Raw genomic sequence first — 24843 nt, 5'->3', positions numbered from 1 at the left:
TCCACTACTCCGGTGGCAGTTTTACGATCGCAAACCAAAAATTCTCTATTGATTGTACAATTTTAACGAATTGATCGAAATCTACTGGTTTAGTTATATAACAGTTTGCAGATAAATTATAGGCTTTGATGATGTCTTCTTCAGCTTGGGAAGTCGTCAGAACGACTACGGGAATTCTTTTGAGCTTTTCGTCTGCTTTGATTTCTGCCAGTACTTCTCGCCCATCTTTTCTGGGTAGGTTCAAATCGAGCAGTACAATATCGGGATGAGCTACTGTGATGTATTGCCCTTGTTTCCGCAAGAATGCCATTGCCTCCACACCATCTTCGACCACATTTAGGTGAATCGATATTTTACTATCTTCTAGAGCGATGCGTGTAAGTTGGGCATCGCCAGGATTATCTTCTACCAACAAAACCTCAATAGGCATAATCGCTTTTATGATACTCACGATTGCTTACCTGCTCTATCTGGAATTGTGAAGTAGAAAGTCGAGCCTTGACCCGGTTTCGACTCAACCCAGATCCGGCCGCCGTGGCGTTCTATAATCTTTTTACAAATTGCTAAACCGATTCCAGTACCAGGATACTTATCTCTACCGTGCAAGCGCTGGAAAATTATAAAAATGCGTTCTGCATACTGGGATTCTAAACCGATTCCATTGTCGCATATCCAGAATAACCATTCATCTACCGATGGAATAGAATTTAAACTTTCCCCGTCTGAATTTGCATTTGGCTTGGCCACCCCAATGTGAATTTGTGGCTGCTGATTTTGGCAAAATTTGATGGCGTTACCAATCAGGTTTTGAAATACTTGTGTGAGTTGGGTAGTATCAGCCATCACTTTCGGTAGAGAATCATGAGTAACAATTGCTTTACTTTCTGCGATCGCAATTTGGAGATTAGCGATCGCAGAAAGTAAGATTAGATCGCAATCAACTAACTTAAAAGGTTGTCCGCGGGTGGTGACGCGAGAATAGTTCAATAAATCGTTGATTAGGGTCTGCATTCGCCGGGCCCCATCTACTGCATAGGTGATAAACTGATCGGCATTGGCATCAAGTTTATTTTTGTATCTTCGCTCTAGTAGCTGTAAATAACTTGTTACCATCCGTAATGGCTCTTGCAAGTCATGGGAAGCCACATAAGCAAATTGTTCTAATTCTGCATTAGAACGGACGAGTTCTTGACTTTGCTGGGTTTCTTTTTCTAATAGTTGCGCTTGAGATAAAGCAATGCCAATTTGGTTAGCTAGTTGCTGTAACAACTCCATCTCAAAGTTATTCCATTTTCGAGGTGCGGCACACTGATGAGCCAGCAACAAGCCCCAAATACCATCCCTGACAAGAATCGGTACTATGAGGTTGGCTCTCACAGCAAACTGCTGAAGAAATTCTCGATGGCATGGTTGAATATGAGCAGCTTCAATGTCTTCAATAGCACTCACTCTGCCCCGACGATATCTTTCTATGTATTGTTCTTTAAAGCATTTATCGTTCAGATTTTCTCCCAAAATTAAGGGCCAACCAGGTAATACTGCCTCTTGTATTACTGTTCCCGAACCATCAGTTTCCAGTCGGAAAATTAAAACTCGGTCAGCTTGGAGTAATTTTTGTACCTCAATAACTGTGGTTTGAAGAATTTCATCTATTTGTAAAGATTCTCGAATTTTCAGAGTAATTTCAGCAAATAATTGCGAGCGTAAATTCTGCCGTTTTAATTCCTCATCTGCCCGCTTGCGATCTGTGATATCTGTATAAGAACCCACCATGCGAACTATATCACCCAATGCGTCCCAAAGTGCCTGTCCTCGATCTAGAATCCATTTATAGCTGCCGTTTTGGCATTGGACTCGATATTCACAGACGTAAAACGGTGTTTTCTTGGCAAAGTGGTCTTGGAAGGCTTGAAATACCAAATCTCGCTCATCGGGGTGGATTCGTTTTATCCATTCATCCCAACCGTTGGAAACTTCGTCGTCTTTATAACCGAGCATTTCTTTCCACTGAGTTGAGAAGAACACTTCATTAGTTTTGAGGTTCCAATCCCAGATGCCATCATTATTACCATGTAATGCTAATTGCCAGCGTTCTTCACTTTCCCGTAATGCTTCTGCTATTCGCCGCCGTTCAGTAATGTCTTGAAAATAAATAGACAAGCCGTCTTTTGCAGGATAACCGTGGACTTGAAGCCAGCAGTTTAGTGGCGGATAAAACTCCTCAAATTCCACACTCACCTGTTCTAAAATTGCCTTGTGATACTCACGGTAAAATGTTGTGCCGATGATTTCTGGAAACACTTCCCAGATGTTTTTACCCAAAAGCTCATTTTGGTTTTTTTGCAACAGCCGTTCTGCTTGACCATTAATGTAGGTGAATCGCCACTTTTTATCTAAGGCAAAAAAACCATCAGTGATGCTTTCAAGAAGATTATTGGTGCGGGTTCTCGCAGCTTGCTTCTGTGCCATTAGCTTTTCAGTAACTTCAGATACTTCAGTTACATAACGTCTAAGTTCTAATTGGTCGATTACTAAGCGACTCAAAGCCACAAGCGCTTCAACTTGTTTTTGGCTCAATTCTTTGGGAACTTGGTCAATTACACACAAAGTTCCTAGCATATCTCCCTTTGGGGTAATTAAGGGTACGCCCGCATAAAATCGCGCGTAGGGATAGCCAATGACTACTGCATTATTAGCTAACTTTTCATCCGCTAAGGTATCAGGAATTACCACAACCTGACGTTGCTCTTGGCAAAGGTAAGACAATCCAACACACCGGGGCATTTCTGATACATCTAAACCTACTTTTGCCTTAAACCATTGACGGTTTTCATCAATAAAATTTACCAAAGAGATGGGAGTATCACAAATAAATGCCGCTAACTGAGCAAGATTGTCGTAAGCTTTTTCGGGTTCAGTATCAAGAATTTGATATTGGCGGAGGGCTTCTAGCCGCGCCAGTTCTGTATCAATGTGTCCAGGGTTCATTAACTTTTATTAAGAGATATAAGTGTAATATTTCTGGATCAAAAGTAGCGTAATTTTTTTTAACAATTCTTAGTCATTTCCCCGCATCTGGCTGTTCAGGAAATTTTGTCGTACTTTTGCGATCGCACTAATCCTAGTGTAAACAAATTTAGTCTTGTTATAAAAATCATGATTTTCATCAACAAAATCATGATTTCATTGATGAAAACTTTAGTTTGATTTCTGACTTATAACTTCTGCTGTAACTGTTAAACCTTTATCAAAACTGTTTCCCGCAGCTTGGAAATCACATCACTGAGATTACCCGTGTTCAGGCGGTAACTTAGAGGATGGGCAATCAACCGTGCCGTGCTTTCATACAGAGTAGCAATTTCAATCAAACCATTTTCGCGCAGAGTTCGCCCTGTAGAAACTAAATCCACGATCGCTTCTGACATTCCAGTAATCGGGCCTAATTCTACTGAACCATACAACGGTACGATTTCTACAGGTAAATCTAGACTGTGGAAATATTCACGAGCGCAATTCACATATTTTGAAGCAACTCTACCATGTGGTGGTAAATCTAAAGGCGATCGGTAAGAACTCGATGCTTTTACCGCCACCGACATCCGACAATCTCCAAACTGCAAATCTACCAAGTGGGCAACTTGCGGCTGCTTCTCCCGCAACACATCGTAGCCGACAATACCCAGTTGTGCTTGACCATATTCTACATAAACAGGCACATCCTGCGCCCGTACCAACAAAGCTTTTGCAAGTCCCTTAGTATCAGGAATTTGAAGTTGGCGAGTTCCTGAATCTAAAAAAGCACTAAAATCTAATCCCACAGATTGTAGCAGGCGGATGCTATTTTTAAGGAGTTCCCCTTTGGGCAATGCAACAGTCAGCATTCTTTTTCTTAATATCCTTGGCGTTCTGGCAGTTGAATAATATCTCTATATGCTTACCACAGCAGCATGAGAATTTTATTAGTTGATGATGAAGTTGAACTAACTGAACCCTTGAGTCGCTTGTTAACTCGTGAGGGTTACATTGTGGATGCCGCTTACGATGGTACAAGTGGCAACGAATATGTACAAGCTGGCAGTTATGACCTACTAATTTTAGATTGGATGCTGCCAGGAAAAACGGGGTTAGAGATTTGTCAGCAATTGCGACGACAAGGCAAAACTACTCCTGTACTGTTTCTCACAGCTAAAGATACTCTAGATGACCGCGTACAAGGTTTAGATGCTGGTGCTGACGACTATCTAGTTAAACCCTTTGAACTGCGGGAGTTATTAGCCAGAGTCCGGGCTTTATTGCGTCGTTCCGGTTCCCAAACCTATGAAACCACCCCCGGACGTTTAACCGTCGCTGATTTAGAACTCGATTGTGAAAATCAAGTCGCCTATCGTCAAGGAAGAATAATTGAGTTATCGCAAAAAGAAAGTCAGTTGCTGCAATATTTTATGGAACACACGGGACAACTAATGACTCATGCCCAAATTTTGCATAATTTGTGGCAAGAGGAAGAACAACCCAGCAGTAATGTGATTGCAGCCTTAATTCGTTTGCTGCGCCGTAAGATTGAGGTAGGTAGAGAAACTGCGCTGATTCACACAGTCTACGGCAAAGGCTATCGTTTCGGTGCTTCTACAGTGGAGTCAGTTTAACTAATTCGTAATTCGTAATTCGTAGTTAAAAAGAAAGCAATACGCTTGGGTTAAGAATTTTTTCCTTCTCTCTGTGTTCTCTGCGGTTCATTGAGTTTTAACCTTAACTGAACCTTTTTCACGCTTGATGTATTGTGGTGATTTAAACGATTAGATTTTACGGTGAAACAGTACTGATAAAAATTAGTAAGCCGACTGCGGGAAGCAATCGACTTAACAAATTCACCATCGTTGAGTTGCAATTTAGCCGTGAGTTGCACCTTGAGGAGGACGTGAGACAACTTTTTTGGCTAAACCCAAAGTCTGCAAAACTAGGATGCTCCACCAAGTAATATCAATCTCCCACCAAGACAATCCAGATTTCGCCATGTGGGGATAAGTATGATGGTTGTTATGCCATCCTTCTCCATAAGTGACGATGGATACCCACCAAAGATTACGAGCGCCATCATTAGCATCAAAGGTCCGATAACCCCACAGATGTGATGCTGAGTTCACAAACCAGGTTGAGTGCCAAAGCAAGACACATCGAAGAAACACACCATAGAATACAAAAGGCCATCCTCCTAAAGCATATAGGAGCAGTGCGAAGGGTATTTGCAACAGCAAAAAGTAGCGATCCAGCCAACAATAGAAGGGTTGTCTAGCTAGATCGGGGGCATATTTCTTATAGGTTTCATAGTCAAAAAATTCGGGACGCGGGTAGAAAATCCATAGTATATGACTCCACCAAAATCCTCTTTGAGCAGAATAGGGGTCTAAATTAATATCTTCCGTGTGAGCGTGATGCTGGCGGTGTCCACCTACCCAAAAAATCGGCCCACCTTGCAAAGCCAGCGCTCCAATGAGGGCGATCGCATACTCTAACCACTTGGGGACTTGGAAGCTCTTATGGCTCAGTAGTCTATGATATCCCAGGCAAATACCAATACTCCCGAATAACCAGTGGAGAAACACTAGCAAACCTAATGCTGGCCAGGAGAAAAACCAAGGAGCCAGAAGTGCTAAAGCATGAAACGTAGTAAAAAATACTACATTTGTCCAACTGAGTTGAGGTGAGTTGCCTCTCTCAGGGGCGATCGCCCCAAAATTTGCAGTCATAAAAATTCCTGTTGATGGATGATGAAGCAATTTGCCTTTTCTCGGATGCCATCCCACAAGGGATTTACTCGCACTGTATATTAGTTAGTTACAGTGAGCCAGCGCGGTCTTCTCCCAAAGGAAGGAAGAGGCTAGCGTCAAGGCGGTTTCTCCCATTAGTGACTGGCTGCCTTCGCAGCGCTAGCGACGCAGGAGCGTCACCCGTAGGGGAGAGTAAAGCAAGTATCACTTACATTTGTTATGCTAGCAGAACTCTGATATCCCTGCAAGTGCCACTTGCATTTTTCTATGTCTTCTCACCTTATTTCCACTCGTCAACGCCTGATTCAAGCTGCACTTGAGTTGTTTTCGGCTCAGGGAGTTAGCGCTACCACAACCCGCCAAATTGCTGAAAAAGCCGAAGTCAACGAAGTGACTCTATTTCGGAATTTTGGCAATAAGCACGGATTACTTTTAGCTGTGCTAGAAGAGTCCGCAGCTTTCAAGGATTTAGGTGAGTCGCTGGTGCGGCGGGCAACGCCTCCTGGTAATGTCTACCAAGCTCTAAAAGATTATGCAAGTGATAGCTTGCACGCATTAGAACGAGTACCAGAGTTCGTCCGGTCTGTGGTAGGTGAAGCCGACCAATTCCCGGCAGAAAATCGCCGCGCATTAGGCAGGGGAGTAACAGAGGCAAACCGCTATGTAGCTCAGTATTTAGCTACTGTAATCCAGCAGGGACACCTAAATACCTATCTACCAGCAGAAAAATTAGCCAGTTTGTTGAATGGGATGATCTTGGGATATGCCGTAATTGAGTTCACCAGCGAATTTCACGAACTTTGGGAGGATCGGGATGATTTTCTGGAAAATTTGGTGGAGTTATTTTTACATGGAGCCATGTCATCCTCAGCAGAATCAGCAACAAGCTGTTTCCAAGGAGGGTTTAACACCACAGAAGTAGCTGATTTACCAGCTAGTTTAGTTAATGAAATTCTGCAACAAGCAAGGAAATCGGGAATCCGAGATTATGCCTTGGCTTATGTGTTATTTGGGGCTGGGTTATCCGCCACAGAAATAATTCGCTTGGAGCGATCGCACCAAATCTACGATCCTCAAGGGCACTTCCTACAAATTACAATCCCCGGATTTGTCCGTCAAGTGCCTGTGAATCAATGGATTTTGGGCAAACGCTACGGTTCTTTTACCAATAATCCCTTAATTAAATGGCTGAAAAGTCGTAAAGATGCTCAAACAGGCATGTTTCTGAATGAAATAGGCACGCCGATGTCAGAATCAGAGCTTGAGAAACGTTGGCAAGTGTGGAGTGAGGGACTATTAACTCCCCAAGGACAAACGCCAGCGATCGCCCAGGCGCAACAAACCTGGCGCGTAGAAATGTTAATGCGGGGAATCAGCTTAGAAAATTTGATTATTTTAACAGGTTGCGATCGCTCTCAATTACAACCCTATGTCCGCCGAGCCAAAGAAAAAGCCGCCTTAGAGCAAGCCACCCGTTTGGATCATAAGCCAGGATAGGATTTTTTAGGGACTTCCAACTAAAAAAATATCCCATCGCTTTGGCGAGCAGGGGAGGCAGGGGGCGCAGGGGAAGCAGGGGAGGAAGAATCTAATTGATCATCTTCGCTCCAAAATTGAATAATTTAATTTCTGGAAGTCCCTTAGCACTCAGCACTCATTAATTCAACGGCTCCATAATGGCTCTTAAACCTTTACTAGAGAGTGTTTTAAGCATTTCTTTAGCGTTATATTCACTGCTAAATACTCCTGCTTGCATAACTTTTTGTCCTTGCCAAACTGTGGGAAACGCACCAGGAGCAAGCGATCGCACTAAATCTTTATCCCTATCAGTGAAGAGTGGAACAACTACGCGATAGCGGATACCGAACTGTGTCGCATTACCGCGATCGGGCATCGTTACAGAACTTGTTTGTATATTGCGAGGATTAGGGATAGAGATATTGCGATCGGGAAGTGGTAAAAGTGCTGACGCATTTGGGGCAGTAGCTTCTACTATTGCTAATGGCTGCTGTGTTTGATTTCTTGTGCTGGCTCCTGAATTGGATGGGTACTCAGGGGCATTAAACTCAATCGTATTAGGATCGATTCGCACATAATTCAACTGTGGTGTATTAGACGGCTGCGCTGGACTGGAAGTTGCAGGTATTTGTCTAGCTGACAAACTGCTAGGAGTAGGAAAATCGACAACTTTAGAGGTAGCTTGCTGCTGATTGGATATAGGCGTGGAAAGTGGAACATTGGCTGGCACTAATGGCAGCAATTGATTATTTAATTGTGTAGAAACAGGATTATTTACTGAAATGCTGTTGCTGGTTTGCTCATTGGTAGTTTCAGAGGTTTCGGGAGCTGAGAAGGTGATTTCCCCAGTTGGTGGTATTTCTTGTGGCACATTGCTGGGAGTCGATTGAGAATTTTGTGCTGCTAGTGCTATTGTCCCGTTAATATCTACCTTGCCAGTGATGCGATCGCTCACAAGATTATTACCATCAGCAGAAATTACCTGTTTAGCAGCGCTGGCGTTAATATCGTAGCGGGCATTATTTTGAAATTGATTACCCCCTGGTTCCGATGCACTACCCAAATCTGGCATTGCTTGAGCGATCGCCACTAAACCATCTTCTTTATTATCTTGAATAATATTATTCCGTAAAATCGGGCGGGCTTTTGCTTGCACGACAATTCCCGATCTATTGTTCTGAATTTGATTGCCTATGACTATAGGAGCGGCATTTTGGGCAATATTGATTCCAAAACCAGTTTCGTGAAAGACATTCTCCTTCACTTGCGGACTGGAATTCCCGGCAATTGTGATGCCATTGGCTCCATTGCGATCGAAGTAATTCTTGCTAATAGTGGGTGCAGCATTACCACAGACAGAAATCCCATCTTGAGTACTACCAGTAAATGTATTTTCCGCGATTACTGGATCGCTAGATTCAATCCATAAACCGTAACCCCGGCGATTGGAGTTCGTCACCGTTACCCCAGTCAGCAAGGCTTGGGTTGCTCCTACAATCGTGACATTTTGACCGGCAAAGCTGCGGCTGAGGTAATCACCACCTCCCTGAATAATAATATCCTTACCTTGATTGCTAGGGTTGCCTTGAATTGAAACACCCGGTTTCAGCATTAAGGGAAATTCCTCTCCTGTCTCGGCGCTATAAGTGCCCGTGGAGAGCATAATTACAGTATTGGCGTTAGCTAATCGCAACGCATGGGTAATCGTTTTTACAGGAGCGGATTCGCTGCCATTACCTGCGCTGTCATTTCCACCATTGGGGTTGACAAACAGCATGTTAGCCTGAGAATTGGTTTTCTCACCCATAGGTGCTGAATTTGGTGTCAATGGCATCTGAGCGATCGCGCTACCCAGGAAGCCTATACTTGCTGTTCCTATACTTACGGTAAAAGATAATACTGATAAGCTAAAAAATAAAAGCTTTGCTGATTCCAGAAACTTCAGCCTTGCAAGCATAATATCTCCTCTACGGTACTTAGTAAATGCACTCCAGTGAATCATATTTAACACGCTCCTTAGAAGTAACAATAAATTCTTATACTCTTAGAGAGTATTATGTCGATAATATTACTCACATATTGACTGATTGGCGATTTTTAATACAGGGTAATAAATTGATATTGTGTCTGTTCAACAATATCTTTGCCAAAAGACTTTCACCCCCAAAGAGCTTGTGATTATTCACATCTAACAATCGTCGCCTCGGAATAGAATTTTAAAGCTAACAGATTGTATTCCTCTCAAGAGAACTAAACAAGAATTAAAGTCCATTTAAGTAGACTTCAACTATTAGCCCAGGACTTAAGTTCTGGGAGGGATGTGGGCCGTTGCAATCCTTGAACTCTGACAAAAATTTTGGTAATTACCAGTTTTTGGGGAGATGGTGATTACCAACATCTTTTAAATCTTTCTCAAAAAACAAATACTCTCTAAATAGTATCCATACAGTCTCAATTTAGTTTGCCCATTAGAGATTTTCTGGTGTATCCCTTTCGGCTAGTCCTTTTTAAGCTTGTTGTTCACCCAAAAAGACTTGACTAACCTTAGTGCAAAACTGTAGCCTCAAACTACCCTTATCACTGCCTATAGGAACATGGGATAATTTATCGTAACCCTCACTACTACGTTTTTTTGCGTAGATTCAGCGAAAATTGAGTAAAAAAAAGCAGATTTATGAGCTTATGGTTACTAAGAGATATGATAATTCACACTTCGATGAAAGCACTAACGGGGTTGTTGTAATGGTCGAGCCATTCAGCCAAAAAGAGCAAATACAACAAGTTGTTTACCGCATTTTAGATGCCAATTTAGACCGCGCTCGTGAAGGCTTACGAATTATTGAAGAATGGTGTCGTTTTGGCTTGAACAATGCCCAGCTAGCTCTTGAATGCAAGCGCCTGCGCCAAGAGGTAGCTAAGTGGCATACCTCAGAATTACGGGCGGCGCGGGATACACCAGGCGATCTTGGAACTCAGTTAACCCATCCTCAAGAAGAAGAACGAGCTAGTATAAAATCGGTATTGCAAGCTAACTTTTGCCGTGTCGAAGAAGCTTTGCGGGTGCTGGAAGAATACAGCAAGCTAACCCAACCAAATATGGCTAAGGCTTGTAAACAGATGCGCTATCAGGTTTATACCCTAGAAAGTAGTTTAATGGGTCATCAGCGCCATCAATTGTTGTGGCGATCGCATTTGTATCTTGTGACTTCCCCACATGAAAATTTGTTGAACAATGTCGAGGCCGCACTTAAAGGAGGATTAACGCTTTTACAATACCGCGACAAAACCGCAGATGATTCTTTGCGTCTAGAACAAGCTAGAAAATTACGGCAGTTATGCCACATCTACGGTGCTTTATTTATTGTTAACGATCGCGTGGATCTAGCTTTAGCTGTCGATGCCGATGGGGTGCATCTGGGACAACAAGATATGCCTATTGCTGTTGCTCGGCAATTACTCGGTTCGCAGCGTCTGATAGGTCTTTCTACCACAAATAAAGAAGAAATGCAAGGAGCAATTGCTGAAGGTGTAGATTACGTTGGCGTGGGGCCAGTTTATGAAACTCCCACAAAAGTAGGTAAGGCAGCCACAGGTTTAGAATATGTCAGCTATGCAGCCAAAAATTGCTCAATTCCCTGGTTTGCCATTGGGGGAATCGATGCGAATAATATTAATGATGCGATCGATGCTGGAGCTAAACGGGTAGCGGTAGTGCGATCGCTCATGCAAGCCGAACAGCCTACTCTAGTAACACAATATTTGCTATCCCAACTCAATCGCATTAAACCAGAACTTTAAAAAGAGTCATTTGTTATTAGCCCAAAGTGAGTAACCAATACCCAATTCCCTATTTTCCACATTTATGTCTAATGAGATTACGATTCAGGTAAATGGGGAAACCCATAGCTGCTCATTTCAAACTTCTTTACCCGATTTACTCCAAGAGTTGGGTTTCAATCCCCGTTTGGTCGCTGTAGAGTATAATGGTGAAATTTTACATCGCCAGTTTTGGACAGATACAAAAGTGCAACCAGGCGATCGCTTAGAAGTGGTAACTATTGTTGGTGGTGGTTAATTGATTTTAGCTAGTAAGCCCAAATCCTTGAGGCTGCGTCGTGTAATTTCGATGCGGGTGGGTGCATCCTCTGCTTTATCCATATCAAGGGTTGTTGCGAAAAAGTAGACGTTTTTATTTTGCTCTAAATAACCCACGAACCAACCAACGTTTGGTTTGGTAGTCGTTAACCATCCCGTCTTCCCCCGCAGTATGTAGTCTGGAGTTTGTTCACGTACCATAATGTCTTTAACAAGATTTATTGTTCTTTGGGAGAAAGGCAAATCGCCTTGATATAACCGTTGCAAAAACTTAATTTGCTCTTTGGGTGTAATTTGCAATATCTGCTGTTGTAGCCAAAAACGATCAATGTCTGCGGCGGTGCCAATTTGACGGTTCCCGTAACCTACCTTGTTAATAAATTGCTGCATTCGTTCATATCCAGCCTTACGTGCTAGTACTTGATAGAACCAAACAGTTGAATCTTTAAAGGCTTGACGCAAATTCGTATCATGATTCCAAGCATCAATTTCTCGGTGAATTCCATCCCAAGTCAGAACCGCCACATCATCAGGAACTACACCTGTTTCTAAAGCTACCAACGCGTTAAAAATTTTGAATGTTGAAGCTGGAGCGATAGCAGTTGCATTCCGTTGAGGATTATGTTCATAAAAGCCGTTATTTTTTAAGTCGTAAATCAATATTGAGCCTTCATGCCCGAATTCTTGAAAGTGTCGCCCTAAATTTGGTGTTTTAACAGCAAGACGTTCAGATGAGGTTGAAGCAGGTTGAGCCAGAACATACATTGCCCCAAAAGTAGTCACACTTAATACAATAAAAAATCCAATAACTGTAAAGATAATAGCTTGGGTTCGGTGAGTGCGCCGAATGAATAGCTCCATGCGAAACAAGATATTTTTCATTGCATTTTTAATCGAATCATAAGCGAGATTCTACACCGTAATCTTGTTCATTTCCAAAGCTATCAAAACTGCGTTTCACCCCTCTGATTTATACAGCGAGCGATGAAGGGTTCTCCGCTTGGCTAATTCTTTACCTTTGCGGCCAAGTTGCTCACGTAATTGCTGGTCTTTGCACAACCGATTGAAAGCTTGAAACACTTCATTACCAGAATTGGGATTAACCAGTATCCCATTCTCTTCATGCTGAACTGTGTCTAGAACACCGCCTAAGCGAGGGGCAATTACAGGCTTACCAAAGTAACTTGCTTCTAAATAAGCCATACCAAAACCTTCCATACTATTAGGTTTAGTATCCAATAAAGTCAGCATGGCAAATATGTCGCAAGCTGCATAATAACCTGCTAATTCTCGCTCACGCACATATCCGGCAAAGTGGACGCGCTTATCTACCCGCAAACGATGCGCCAGAGATTTCAGTTCCGATTCACTTGACCCATGACCACAGATTATATAGTGGACATCGACCCCAAAAGTTAGCAATAGGGGAATATTATCAATTACTCGGTCGAAACCTTTATGTTTTACTAGCTTTCCGATGGAGAGAATAACTATTGATGAATCGGGAATGTTGTACGCCTGACGCACGCGAACCCGTAAATCATCAAGGCTGCTGGGACTCTCTACATTATTAGCAAATTTTTCTGGTCTGATGACTGGGTTAATGACGTGGGTAGGAGTATCTAATCGGAAAGTAGTTCTAAGATAATCTTGTGTATAAGTACTGTTACAAACAATACCTTCGGCTCTATGAAGTGTTAATTTAAATAGCGATCGCAGCACGGGATTGTGTAAAGTACAAAGAAAATCATTCCCGTGCAAATAGATAAAAAAGCGAATAGGTAACAAATAGCTCAATAGCAACAGTGAAGGAAAATCATAGCCGTGGCCCCATTCTATATAACGGTAGTGATAACGGAAATAGAGTTTGATTGCAAGGACAAATGAGCAGACAATATTGACAAAAGGCTTCAGGATATTTCCCACAAAGCCACTACGCCAAAAGCTAGGATAAAACCAGCGATATACAGGAAATTGTTGACTTTCGTCAAATACTTTATCTCCTGAACAACTCGCTGTCAGCACAATAACTCGCTCTGGATCTTGGAGACAGCGATTATACATATATTCCCCAATTACAGCTTCTTTCGGCAGGAAGATCCGGCTGATGACTAGGATATCTGGGTATGCAGCTTTATCTCTGATTTCAGCTGTTAGTTGAGAAATATGTTCCATAATCAAGTTGACGAATTTACTTCAAAGAATTTTTAATTTATTTGCAATTAGGATTACTTCCAAAGCCATAATTATTATTTTATTTCTTTTAAAACGAATCTGGTAGAAAAACTTGAAGGCTATTTTAGAAGATTAGCCAGGAAGATTATTTTTTTGGATTGATTTTATTTTGGCGGCAAAATTCTCCAGTATTGAGAATTTCTGTGCATGATGGACAATAAATAAAATCTAGCACTTGGAGTTCATTTACTTAACGAATAAATGTTGCTAAAATTACCTACTCTTAATATAATATCGTGAATACTTTGAAGTTGTGTGCCAAAATGCCACGAAGCTGTACAAGCATTTGATAACCATTTAGTGGCTTGTTAGCTTTACTGATTAGTATTATAGTCACTTGATGGTTCTCCTGAATAAGTAAATGTATTGATTGATAAATGTAGTATATAGTGCTTATATATTAAAAATATCCTCCCACCTTGTGACAAAACAAGTCGGTGAAGTATTAAAAAATTAGTCAAAATAATCAACTGTATAATTCAAGACTGTAGTATAGGAATGCTAATCCAAGACGTAGCAACAATTGCCCGTACGCTTAGACCGTCGTAGACATCGCAACTTTCTGTAATTGTGAACATATCTTAAGGTACGGTTCCCCAGTCGAGAAATCCCCCCTGCGATCGCTGCCTACGCCAGATAAGACGCGGTAGATTGAGTATGTAGCCTTTAAAAGTGAATGCTACAAGGCTTGGTTGTTACAGGCTGTGGTTAGCGCCATACCGCAACACTCCTACCAACATGGGGAGAAATCATAAAAAATTCCGTTTTCTAAGCGATTGTAACTATGCGTAAAAAACTACAACAAACCATCAAACCACTGTTAAAGACCTTCTTAGTCCTAAGTCTGATGTTAACTTTGGCTCTTAGTCACGCCGATGGAGCATTAGCAGCCCGCAGTGGGGGCCGGATCGGTGGTGGCTCATTTAGAGCGCCTTCCAGCCGCACTTATACACCACGCACTTATGCACCACCTGGCGGCGGCGGGTATTATCCTGGCGGAGGATTTGGTGGCGGTTTTGGCTTTCCCTTCCTAATTCCTTTTTGGGGTATTGGGGGAGGATTTGGTGGTCTATTTAGCATCTTAATCTTCTTTGCGATCGCTAATTTCCTATGGCAAACTTTCCGCCGCGTCTCTAGTGGTGAAACTGGAGAAGCCGATTACAGCAGCAACTCTCCTGTTTCGGTAACTCGTTTACAAGTCGGTTTGTTAGCTCAAGCCCGCGAATTGCAAAATGAACTCAACCACATTGCTGAAACTGCTGATACTAACACCCCAGAGGGGAGAGCAGAAATTCTGCAAGAAGCCAGTCTAGCTTTACTCCGCCATCCCGAATACTTTGTATATGCAGGTGGTGGTACTCAACAAGCAAGTTTAAATTCAGCTGAAAGTCAGTTTAATCGGCTGTCACTGGCAGAACGCAGCAAGTTTAGTGAAGAAACTCTTTCTAACGTCAACAACCAGCTAAAAGCAGCTCTTGCCAAAGATGCTTTACCCCCGGTTGGTGAACTCGACAATCCCACCCGCTTATTTACCGAAGGCCCTGGAGAATATATTATTGTCACCTTGCTAGCAGCTACACTAGGTAAGTTTGAAATCCCCACAGCAATTAACAGTGCTGATGATTTGCGTCAAGCTTTGCGCCAAATTGGTAGTATCCCTAGTGAGAAGCTTCTGGCAATTGAAGTACTTTGGACTCCGCAGGCTGAAAATGATACCCTCACGTCTGATGATGTACTGGCAAATTATCCTGATTTAAGACTAGTTTAATTTCTGAAAAATTTTGCGCTTTGGTGCTGAGAAATCATTTACCACTGAAGCACAGCAAATAAGTTCCTCTTTTAAGGAAATAACTAGAAAACCGTTTGTCGATGACAAGCGGTTTTTTGTATAACTTAGATATAGCAAGACTTCCGCACTGAAAACTGAAACCTAGATCCTCTCTAATCTCCCATAAAAAAGTGAACCCTAAAAGCCCACTTTTTAAAGGGGATTAGGATGTCTCTTATGCATAAGTCCTATATAGTTAACTATGTTTTAGAAAAATTATTCTTAGGCAAGACTTTGGTAATATTATCAAAATGTTATACACGTAAAGCGTTATCTTATGCCTAATGTTGAAGCCGACGAAAACCGAGAGCATCGCATTAAAACAGAGATCATTGTAGATGCTGAAGACAAAGAAGACCGAGCTATGGGTTGGTATTACTACCTCGAAGAGGTTCTGAATTTTCCCTTTGTGGCTAAGTGGACTAAGAAGGGACGCAAATCAGGCTCTACTGAGGAGAAAGATGTGGAAGTGCTGGGAATGGCTCCAGATGATGAATGCTTAAAAGATATGTTTGTAGAAGTGGCTTACATTAATGGTAAGGATGAAGATGTATATTCTGCAAAGTTATCTGAAATAGCAGCCATTGATACTGATAGCGAAACTCAAGAAGCGATCGCAGACTGGCTCTATTGGATTGCTAGAGGTTATAAATTTTAAACTCTACGACAAATAGCGAATGACGCGGCAGGGATTGCCAGCAGCGACAACATTTTCAGGTATATCTTTGACAACTACACTGCCAGCACCAATGCTTGTGTTATCACCAATAGTTACACCTGGACAAATAATTGCACTGCCACCAATCCAGACATTGTTACCAATGTTAATTGGGGCAGCTAATTCTCTCCCAGAAAGGCGAATTTCTGGCTCTGTAGGATGGTAAGCAGTATAAATTTGTACATAAGGAGCGCACAAAACATTATCGCCAATATGAACTGTATTGCAGTCTAAAATTACACAGCCATAGTTCATATAAAACTTGTCGCCAGCAAAAATATTACTACCATAGTCACAGTGAAATGGTGGCACAATCGATACTTTGTCACCGATCTTTCCAAATAACTCTTGCAAAATTTGCTGCCGTTGCTCTTGCTGTTCTTCAGTTGTAGAATTATACCTTCGCAACAAACGACTAGCTCGCTTATTTTCCGTAGCTAATTCTGGATCTTCCGCCAGGTATAATTCGCCTGCGAGCATTTTCTGTTTTTCGGTTTTTTCCATGACATTCAGATCGTTTTAAATGGCAGCAGAAAGGACTAATTAACTAAATATGGCATAAGTAGCTTTTCCCTTCCGTTTAGCTCGGTACATGGCAATATCAGCATCTCGTAGCAAAGTTGCAGGCTCCTCATAACTACTAAAATTCCAAGTAATACCTATGCTAGCTGTAGTAGATAATTCATATCCATTCAGGTTAAGTGGCGATCGCAAGGATTCTTGAATCCGTTTGGCAACATTGGTAGCGTCAGTAACGTCTTTAATATCCTCTAAAAGAACAGTAAACTCATCACCACCAAATCGTGCTACAGTATCGCCACCGCGTAAACACGACTCTAAACGTCTAGCGATCGCTACTAAAAAATCATCTCCTATTCCATGCCCAAAGCGATCGTTAATCTCTTTGAAGCCATCTAAATCTAAAAATAAAACTGCAAAATAATAATCATTTCTGCGTTTGCTACGTTCAATTGTTTGTCTAAGCCGATCTAAAAATAAAACACGATTTGGTAATGCTGTCAGCCCATCATAAAACGCATTTCGTATCAGTTGCGCCTCAGTCTCCTTGCGTTTGGTGATATCTTGAAAAACTAAAACCGTACCACTAACATTACCATCTCGATCGCGGATGGGTGCAATATTATCCCCAATCGCTATCTCTTTGCCATCTTTGGTAATCAGCGTGCAGTTTTCTGGTAAATTTAAAAATTCACCTGCTTCGATTGCATCTTTGGCTAAATTTTCAATTTTTTCTCCTACATCTTTGTCAACTAAGCTAATGACTTCTACTAAATCTTTACCGAACGCTTCATTTTGCTTCCAGCCAGTAATTAGTTCTGCTCTGGTATTCATCATTTGAATACAACCATTTGCATAAGTCACAATCACTGCACTGCCCATACTATTAATAATTGCTACCAGCCTCTGTTTTTCTTCATATAATATCTTTTTGCTTTGATGTTTATACAGGGCCATTTCAATTACAAAATGTAAATCACTTTCGATAAATGGTTTAACTATGTAACTAAAAGGCTCACTTAGCTGATTATTATTCTGTAATGTTTTATATTCCGAACAATCTGTTAGATATACTACAGGCACATGGAACTGATTTTGAATAATATCTGCTATGTGTATACCGTCAATTTCACCAGCTAGGCAGATATCAATTAATACTAAATGTGGATGAGTTTCGGCTACCTTTTTTATTGCTTCTTCACCAGACTTGGTTATTTCTGAAACGGAATAACCTAATTTTTGTAAACTCTTTCTAATATTTGAGGATATGATTTTTTCATCCTCAACAACTAGGATTTTGCGGGCGAACATGGTAATATAACCTGTTTGCTAAGGTTCAGATTTTGGCTGTCAGTGTCAACTTGCATATAAAGGTTATTATTTTATCATAAACAATCTTTTAATAGCCTGTGTTATTGCTTGATATAGATACTGACTAATGAGCAAATAGCATCATGTTATTAACCTCTGATAATTTCTGTGCTTGTCAAAGCTTATTTTGATTATTCTATGCAGTTAATATCATGCCATTTCCATGAAACGGAACTTACCATATAATTACCATCAATCAAAAACTGATTTTCAAGAATGTCCAATATTTTCTCTGAGGAAAATAAATACCAAGTATAGTATTTATTTAAAAAATAATCAAGAACCAAATTTAATTAAATTACAGCATACTACTTTAAGCTTATTTTTTAAAATTAATATCGTGTGTTATGTGCAATATGATATTATCCATTAACTAAAATGCTAAGAACAATTAATCAGGTAATTTTGCCCCTTGGTTCACCAAATAATCTCGATTTGATCCAGCCTTGCAAAGAATTGGGATTAAATTTTTAATTGTGAATGAAAGATTATTAGTTAGAATTATTCATTGCTTTTGGTTAAAATTTCATCATAAATGATTTGAACTGAAAATATACAAATAAAATGCTCATTAGCAGATTACGTGATTTTTTAGTTTTTTGATAAAAAACAGGTGTCGGGGGGAATGGCAGGAAAGATTCTCTTTGGGAGATACTTCCACACTCCACGTAAACCCCCTGTTTTTGCTAGTTTATAGATGTTGAGAAGAAAAACGCATTTTGTGGTTTAGAGATTGGACTTACTTTTAGTCAGTTCAATGCTAATTTTGCCACTAAAGTCTGGAATAGGTGCGGCAGGTTTGCTGAGAATGACTTGGACTTTTGTTACACGATCGCATTCTTGGAGAATAGAATCTGCGATCGTTGCTACCAATTTCTCCACCAAAGCAAACTTAGACGTTTTGACCAGATGTTGTATCAAGCTAATGACGCTGCGATAATCTAAAGTGTCTTCGATCGCGTCAGTCTTGGCCGCTATGGAAATATCCAACCATAACCTCACATCCACCTCAAACCATTGTCCTAGAACCTGTTCTTCTGGTAGATACCCAGTGTAGCCATAGCCGCGAATTCCCGTTAAATGAATGCAGTCCATAAAAGTTTGAGAGCAAATTGGGCATTTTGTAGAAAGTGGAGCAAGTTTGTTTGGAGATTTTCTTTCCTCCAAACTTGCGTGGCGGTGTTGGGTTCCATCACCGCATTTGTGAGGGTTGGTTTCCAACCCCCCTTACGCAAAGGTGGTTCCAAAGTATCGAGGATCGGCTTCCCTCCCTCAGACTTCTCTTCACCAAACTTTCCCAGATGGATTTTAAATTGAATTTCCCTAAATAAAATCTAGAATTTAAGATTGTTTTATCGCTATGTTTGATTTAATGCCGATCGCCTTTAGGAATGTTAATCAACTTTGGGCTTACATTTTAACAGAGACCCTAAGGCGATTGGGATTGACTTGTGCCATCATTTGTCCGGGATCGCGCTCTACACCCTTAGCAGTAGCCTTTGCTCAACAAGTACCTGAGATTGAAGCGATTTCCATTCTCGATGAACGTTCCGCCGCCTTTTTCGCCTTGGGACAAGCTCAAGCAACCGGACGCGCTGTGGTACTAGTTTGCACCTCTGGTACAGCAGGAGCAAATTTTTATTCAGCAGTAATTGAAGCCTCATATAGTCGCGTACCACTGTTGATATTAACCACCGATAGACCGCCAGAATTGCGAAATTGTCACTCTGGCCAAACTGTAGATCAATTGAGATTATATGGAAATTACCCAAATTGGCAAACAGAGTTAGCCTTACCCTCAGCCGATCTGGGAATGCTAGCTTATCTGCGACAAACAGTAATTCATAGCTGGGAAAGGGCGCAAAATCCTACAAAGGGGCCAGTACATTTGAATATTCCCTTTCGCGATCCCTTAGCGCCTCTTCCTGATGGAATTGACTTGAGTTATTTGCGATCGCAGTTTCACCCAGAAGAGTTTTTTGCAGGAATAACAAACCCATGCCCCATACCCTATGCCCCATTCCCCATTCCCAAAGAATGGAAAGAATGCGATCGCGGCATTATTATTGCAGGTGTTGCCCAACCTTCGCAACCAGAAGAGTATTGTAAGGCGATCGCGCACCTTTCCCAAACTCTCAAATGGCCAGTGCTAGCAGAGGGACTTTCCCCAGTCAGAAATTATGCCGAACTCAACCCTTATTTGATTTCCACTTACGACTTGATTTTGCGAAATCAGCAACTAGCAAAGCAGCTAGCACCCGAAATGATGATTCAGGTAGGTGAAATGCCTACGAGTAAAGAACTGCGTACTTGGATAGATGCAACCCAACCACGACGCTGGGTAATTGACAAGAGCGACCAAAACCTCGATCCTTTGCATGGGAGAACAACGCATTTGCGGATATCTGTGGAAGACATAAAGGTAGAGGAGAGAAATTTATCTTTATCCTCAGACTATGGAAAGCAATGGTGTGATGCGGAAGCTAAGGTTAGATTAGCTGTTGACCAGACGATGGGGAAGATAGATGAAATAATTGAGAGTAAAGCAGCTTGGTTAATTTCTCAGATTTTACCGCCAGAAACGCCTCTATTTATTGCCAATAGTATGCCTGTGCGGGATGTGGAGTATTTCTGGAAGCCGAATAATTTAGGAGTGCGATCGCACTTTAACCGGGGTGCAAATGGTATAGATGGCACATTATCCACAGCTTTAGGAATTGCCCATCGCCAGCAAAGTAGTGTGATGTTAACCGGAGATTTGGCTCTGTTACATGACACCAATGGTTTTTTAATTCGCAATAAATTTGTGGGACATCTCACAATTGTGTTAATTAACAACAATGGCGGTGGTATTTTTGAAATGTTACCCATCGCCAAATTTGATCCGCCATTTGAAGAGTTTTTTGGCACTCCCCAGGATATTGATTTTGCTCAGTTGTGCGCTACTTATAATGTGCAGCATGAATTGATTACTTCTTGGCAGCAGTTACAGCAAAAATTAAACCCGCTTCCAGCTAATGGAATTCGGGTTTTGGAGGTGCAGACAAATCGCAAAGCTGATGCCAAGTGGCGACAAAGAAATTTAAGGATATTTACCACGGATATAGTGATTGAAGTATTAACTTAGATATTGCTCAATACTGATTAGATGAAAATAAAGATATATTTGTGGTATGAAATTTAAAATTCATTTATCAAAAGTCTTTCAATTAATGATGCTGATTTACAGTATTATAAGTTTTAAAACTGACTTATGAAAACCTTAAATATAGACTATAAAAGTAACAAGTTTTTCACAAAGGTATATACACATCTACAAACTCAAATTTACCGTTATAGCGGTAAACTTTATTCAAATTTCTGGCTACGATTGAGCCTATTTTTTGATTTTCATTTAAAAAGTAAATAAACTTTTCTGGTATATCTAACGATATTATAAGTGATTGACTAACTTCGTTCCAATTAATATCTGCTTTTACATCTTTTACAAAATCATCAAGTGTCTTTTTATATCCATATTGAAGTAATTCAAAATATAAACTAGTCTTTATTAAATCGTAAAACTCATCAAATAGTAGTTTTAACTTATCTTTATTACTTGTAGCATCTATATAAAACTCATCATATTTTTGCTGGAAAAAATTGCAATTAGCTAGATGATAAAGATTATATTCTTCCAATATATTGCCAAAAACTTCAGCTTTAACAAAATGAACGCGAGCAACAGTTTGTTCTTTATTTATAATATATCTAGCAATATAATTATCTTCATCTATCTCAATTGTATTAATATTTTTTTCTTCAAAGAGTATTCTTAGTAATTTTGAATCTATTATCGAAATAAGATTAAACTGATAAATATAATTTAACTTTTCTCCTCTTCTTCGTTTTGGCAGAGAATTAATTTCATAGGACTGCGCTTTCATTAATGAACTAACAGAGGTAAATATCGCCGTATCATTTTTTGGATTTCCACTATCAATATCCATTTCTTGATATGCAAAAATTTGAAATTTAGGTGTACATAAAGCTCTGCCAACTTTTTGGTTAATTATATTTTCATAATAATCATTTTTAAATTCACTCGTAGAGGTAATAAATTCTAAAACTTTATTATTAGACCAAACATGAACAGGTTTTAATTCCAAATTTGGATCTTTTTCATCAAGCTTCTTGGAAAGTAAAGCCCAAAGATTTTTTTCACTTTTCTTACAACTAATAACAAGTGTGGTAAAAATTCTAATATCCTTCGTAATCATAGCCTTGTAAGCTATTATATCAATTTCTCTTACCTCTTCTTTTACATCATCAATATAATATTTATTATTTATTGTAGACCACCCAGATTTACGAAGGATTTCCGAAATACGGAATTCTAAATCAAAACCTGTCTTTTTAATATTCAAATGGTATTTTTCAAGGCTCATATTTAATTTATTCTGTTAACTATCATAAATAAATACCATAAAAAATGGCAAAATTAAATGTTATTTAGGCAAAAGTACAAGATACTAATCTTAGCTCTCACTGCCCTTTTATGCGTAAAATTTACCTTCTTGATTGACCTTGTAACCACCATTCCAAGTCCGCGATCGCAATCTCAATTCCAACAACGCCAAAGCTAACGCTTCCAACGTTTCTCAGTAATTTCACTAAATACTCGTTTTGACAGTCAGAGGACGAGCGATCGCACTCTTCCACCGCTTCCTAATATACCCGCGTGTCTTTCAGCCTCAGATCGATCAAAGCTGCAAATGCTTCTTCACTTGGGATTTGTAGCTATTAGAATTTTACCGGGTGCGATCGCTTTCTCCTCTGCTTCTCTGGGTGAAACTTACCCTCTTACTTCACCTTGTAACCACCTTTCTAAATCAGCAAGAGTAGAGAAATCCAACAAAGCATCACCTAAAGCTTCCAACTGCTCCACCGATAACCCTTGAATCTGGGACAGAAGCGCATCAGGAATATTACCCACACGCCGATTTAATAGTCGTAAAACGATCGTTCTTTCGCCTTCCTCTCGTCCTTCCTCTCGCCCCTCTTCCTTGGCTTCCAGAATAGCCCGTGGTTCTTCCAAATTCAGTCCCAACATCGTTGCAATCTCCTCTCGACTAAGGTTAGAAAACTTGTAGACAATAATCGTCGTCACTAAATCAATTATCGCTTGCTCCGATTGTTGCCGTGCTTGCTCCAGCAAAAACCGCGCCCCTTCGACTGCTTCTGTTTCAGAAGTCACATTTGTCAGCAACATCAAACCCAATCCCAAAGGTTGTTGTCGCAAATCCCCCAACTCATCCAGATAAACCCGCCTAACTTGACCACTTTCCAGCAAAGCGCGGTGAATAGTTAAGTTAGAAGGTTCAAGACTGCGAGAACCAAAAATTATTACTCCAAACCAGTCTTCGTAACGGATAGAGTGGCGGTAGAGAAACAAAAATAATTCGCTAAAGAAGCGGTGATATAAGTCTTCGTCCTTCTGAAACTGGACTTCTGCAAAAAAAACGGTTTTGGAAACTGCATCAGCAGGAGGTAAAAACACTCCATCAATCCGAAACGCTGTTTCTTTGACTTCAACCGATTCAAACTGGTAGTTTTCCGCTTCTGGGGGTGGTTCATCTACTAGTTCAAACAGTAAACCTGGAAATTGCTTAAATAGTTTATAGAAAATGGTATCACGTCGCATTTTTATTCCTCAACACCCAGACAATTACCAGATTGTAAAGGCTTGAGATACCAATTTTAACGTAGGCGTAGCCCACCGCAGGTATCGCATGTCCCTACGTCCGCGATAAAATTCTTGAAGCAACAGCGCACTTCATACCAATGCAAATTAACTGGCAAACTACCAAAACCTACGAAGATATCCTGTATCAAAAAACTGATGGCATTGCGAAAATCACCATCAATCGTCCCCACAAACGCAATGCTTTCCGTCCTGAAACAGTCTTTGAGTTATACGATGCTTTCTGTAATGCTCGTGAAGATACTACTATTGGTGTTGTCCTATTTACTGGCTATGGCCCGCATACTGATGGTAAATATGCCTTCTGTTCTGGTGGCGATCAGAGCGTGCGGGGACATGCGGGTTATGTGGATGATACTGGCATTCCTCGCTTGAATGTGCTGGACTTACAACGCCTAATTCGTTCTATGCCGAAAGTAGTGATTGCTTTAGTCGCTGGATATGCGATCGGTGGTGGACATGTCCTACACTTAATTTGCGACTTGACCATCGCTGCTGATAACGCCATTTTTGGACAAACTGGCCCGAAAGTCGGCAGTTTCGACGGTGGTTTTGGAGCCAGCTATCTCGCCCGCATCGTGGGACAAAAAAAAGCTAGAGAAATTTGGTTTCTCTGCCGTCAATATGATGCACAACAAGCCCTAGAAATGGGCTTAATTAATTGCGTCGTCCCAGTCGAACAATTAGAAGGGGAAGGGATTCAATGGGCGCAGGAAATTTTAGAAAAAAGTCCGATCGCAATTCGGTGTCTCAAAGCCGCCTTCAACGCTGATTGTGATGGACAAGCGGGTTTACAAGAACTCGCTGGCAATGCCACCCTACTCTATTACATGACACAAGAAGGGTCTGAAGGCAAACAAGCCTTTCTCGAAAAGCGTCCACCAGATTTTCGCTCTTTTCCTTGGCTACCTTAAAATTGCAAAAATCGCACCCTTTTTTGAGGTGCGATTTTTATACATGTCAAATTTAAAGCACTAAATATCTTAAAAACAAATCTTATCTTAAGCAAACTACAAAATTAGTTCAGTAATAATGGATAACTAAATAA

The 24843-nt window shown here is 40.8% G+C and carries 20 protein-coding genes; 8 read left to right on the top strand and 12 right to left on the bottom strand.

Annotation, left to right across the window (positions count from 1 at the left end):
* Window positions 1-4: 4 nt before the first annotated feature.
* From V7K42_RS00185 to hisG, 3 genes are all read right to left on the bottom strand, one after another.
* Window positions 5-430, bottom strand: a complete 426-nt coding sequence (locus V7K42_RS00185) for a response regulator (RefSeq protein WP_442938496.1) — start codon at window positions 428-430, stop codon at window positions 5-7.
* Window positions 431-447: 17 nt separating this feature from the next.
* The gene (locus V7K42_RS00180; RefSeq protein WP_334912419.1) at window positions 448-2988 is read right to left on the bottom strand and encodes a GAF domain-containing protein; all 2541 of its coding nucleotides are present in this window, start codon (window positions 2986-2988) and stop codon (window positions 448-450) included.
* Between the two features lie 248 nt (window positions 2989-3236).
* Entirely contained in the window at window positions 3237-3881 is a 645-nt protein-coding gene (hisG, locus tag V7K42_RS00175) for an ATP phosphoribosyltransferase (protein ID WP_334912417.1), read from the bottom strand.
* A 66-nt stretch (window positions 3882-3947) separates the two neighbouring features.
* Here hisG and rppA point away from each other — a divergent pair, with 66 nt between their 5' ends.
* Complete coding sequence (gene rppA / locus V7K42_RS00170; protein WP_334912415.1) at window positions 3948-4646, top strand: two-component system response regulator RppA; 699 nt, start codon at window positions 3948-3950, stop codon at window positions 4644-4646.
* 243 nt (window positions 4647-4889) lie between these two features.
* Here rppA and V7K42_RS00165 read toward each other — a convergent pair whose 3' ends face one another.
* Complete coding sequence (locus tag V7K42_RS00165; RefSeq protein ID WP_094341568.1) at window positions 4890-5747, bottom strand: acyl-CoA desaturase; 858 nt, start codon at window positions 5745-5747, stop codon at window positions 4890-4892.
* Between the two features lie 288 nt (window positions 5748-6035).
* On the opposite strand from V7K42_RS00165, the gene V7K42_RS00160 reads away from it, so the two are divergent.
* Window positions 6036-7265: a TetR/AcrR family transcriptional regulator gene (locus tag V7K42_RS00160; RefSeq protein WP_094330539.1), complete on the top strand. Its 1230-nt coding sequence runs from the start codon at window positions 6036-6038 to the stop codon at window positions 7263-7265.
* 160 nt (window positions 7266-7425) lie between these two features.
* On the opposite strand, the gene V7K42_RS00155 is transcribed toward V7K42_RS00160, so the two are convergent.
* Window positions 7426-9288 (bottom strand): DUF1565 domain-containing protein, encoded by a 1863-nt coding sequence (locus V7K42_RS00155; protein WP_334912413.1) that lies wholly within the window; start codon window positions 9286-9288, stop codon window positions 7426-7428.
* A gap of 680 nt (window positions 9289-9968) precedes the next feature.
* Here V7K42_RS00155 and V7K42_RS00150 point away from each other — a divergent pair.
* Both V7K42_RS00150 and thiS read left to right on the top strand, forming a co-directional pair.
* Window positions 9969-11084 carry a thiamine phosphate synthase gene (locus tag V7K42_RS00150; RefSeq protein ID WP_334912411.1) on the top strand — a complete coding sequence of 372 codons (1116 nt, stop codon included), beginning with the start codon at window positions 9969-9971 and terminating at the stop codon, window positions 11082-11084.
* Between the two features lie 64 nt (window positions 11085-11148).
* Window positions 11149-11361, top strand: a complete 213-nt coding sequence (thiS, locus tag V7K42_RS00145; protein ID WP_334912409.1) for a sulfur carrier protein ThiS — start codon at window positions 11149-11151, stop codon at window positions 11359-11361.
* Here thiS and blaOXA read toward each other — a convergent pair.
* Window positions 11358-12242: a class D beta-lactamase gene (gene blaOXA, locus V7K42_RS00140; protein WP_442938495.1), complete on the bottom strand. Its 885-nt coding sequence runs from the start codon at window positions 12240-12242 to the stop codon at window positions 11358-11360. The two genes, thiS and blaOXA, sit on opposite strands and share 4 nt — an antisense overlap.
* A gap of 96 nt (window positions 12243-12338) precedes the next feature.
* Window positions 12339-13556, bottom strand: coding sequence for a glycosyltransferase family 4 protein (locus tag V7K42_RS00135; RefSeq protein ID WP_334912405.1), 1218 nt, complete (start codon window positions 13554-13556; stop codon window positions 12339-12341).
* Window positions 13557-14400: 844 nt separating this feature from the next.
* Between V7K42_RS00135 and V7K42_RS00130 the strand changes: the two genes are divergently transcribed.
* Window positions 14401-15384, top strand: a complete 984-nt coding sequence (locus tag V7K42_RS00130) for a DUF1517 domain-containing protein (protein WP_334912403.1) — start codon at window positions 14401-14403, stop codon at window positions 15382-15384.
* A gap of 337 nt (window positions 15385-15721) precedes the next feature.
* Complete coding sequence (locus tag V7K42_RS00125) at window positions 15722-16102, top strand: calcium-binding protein (RefSeq protein WP_334912401.1); 381 nt, start codon at window positions 15722-15724, stop codon at window positions 16100-16102.
* 3 nt (window positions 16103-16105) lie between these two features.
* Here V7K42_RS00125 and V7K42_RS00120 read toward each other — a convergent pair whose 3' ends face one another.
* From V7K42_RS00120 to folB, 3 genes are all read right to left on the bottom strand, one after another.
* Window positions 16106-16666 carry a sugar O-acetyltransferase gene (locus V7K42_RS00120; protein WP_094330531.1) on the bottom strand — a complete coding sequence of 187 codons (561 nt, stop codon included), beginning with the start codon at window positions 16664-16666 and terminating at the stop codon, window positions 16106-16108.
* Window positions 16667-16705: 39 nt separating this feature from the next.
* Window positions 16706-17992 (bottom strand): GGDEF domain-containing response regulator, encoded by a 1287-nt coding sequence (locus V7K42_RS00115; RefSeq protein ID WP_334912399.1) that lies wholly within the window; start codon window positions 17990-17992, stop codon window positions 16706-16708.
* Between the two features lie 786 nt (window positions 17993-18778).
* Entirely contained in the window at window positions 18779-19147 is a 369-nt protein-coding gene (folB, locus tag V7K42_RS00110) for a dihydroneopterin aldolase (protein ID WP_334892308.1), read from the bottom strand.
* Between the two features lie 265 nt (window positions 19148-19412).
* On the opposite strand from folB, the gene menD reads away from it, so the two are divergent.
* Window positions 19413-21179, top strand: a complete 1767-nt coding sequence (menD, locus tag V7K42_RS00105) for a 2-succinyl-5-enolpyruvyl-6-hydroxy-3-cyclohexene-1-carboxylic-acid synthase (RefSeq protein WP_334912397.1) — start codon at window positions 19413-19415, stop codon at window positions 21177-21179.
* Between the two features lie 166 nt (window positions 21180-21345).
* Here menD and V7K42_RS00100 read toward each other — a convergent pair whose 3' ends face one another.
* Window positions 21346-22479: a hypothetical protein gene (locus tag V7K42_RS00100; RefSeq protein ID WP_334912395.1), complete on the bottom strand. Its 1134-nt coding sequence runs from the start codon at window positions 22477-22479 to the stop codon at window positions 21346-21348.
* A 407-nt stretch (window positions 22480-22886) separates the two neighbouring features.
* Window positions 22887-23735: an Rpn family recombination-promoting nuclease/putative transposase gene (locus tag V7K42_RS00095; RefSeq protein WP_334912393.1), complete on the bottom strand. Its 849-nt coding sequence runs from the start codon at window positions 23733-23735 to the stop codon at window positions 22887-22889.
* A 140-nt stretch (window positions 23736-23875) separates the two neighbouring features.
* On the opposite strand from V7K42_RS00095, the gene menB reads away from it, so the two are divergent.
* Complete coding sequence (gene menB, locus V7K42_RS00090) at window positions 23876-24709, top strand: 1,4-dihydroxy-2-naphthoyl-CoA synthase (RefSeq protein ID WP_334912392.1); 834 nt, start codon at window positions 23876-23878, stop codon at window positions 24707-24709.
* Window positions 24710-24843 lie beyond the last annotated feature (134 nt).

The organism is Nostoc sp. (genome assembly GCF_036917455.1).
Classification (GTDB): Bacteria; Cyanobacteriota; Cyanobacteriia; order Cyanobacteriales; family Nostocaceae; genus Nostoc.
Note: the sequence above shows the minus strand (reverse complement) of the source record. Positions and strands in the feature narration are given on the sequence as shown.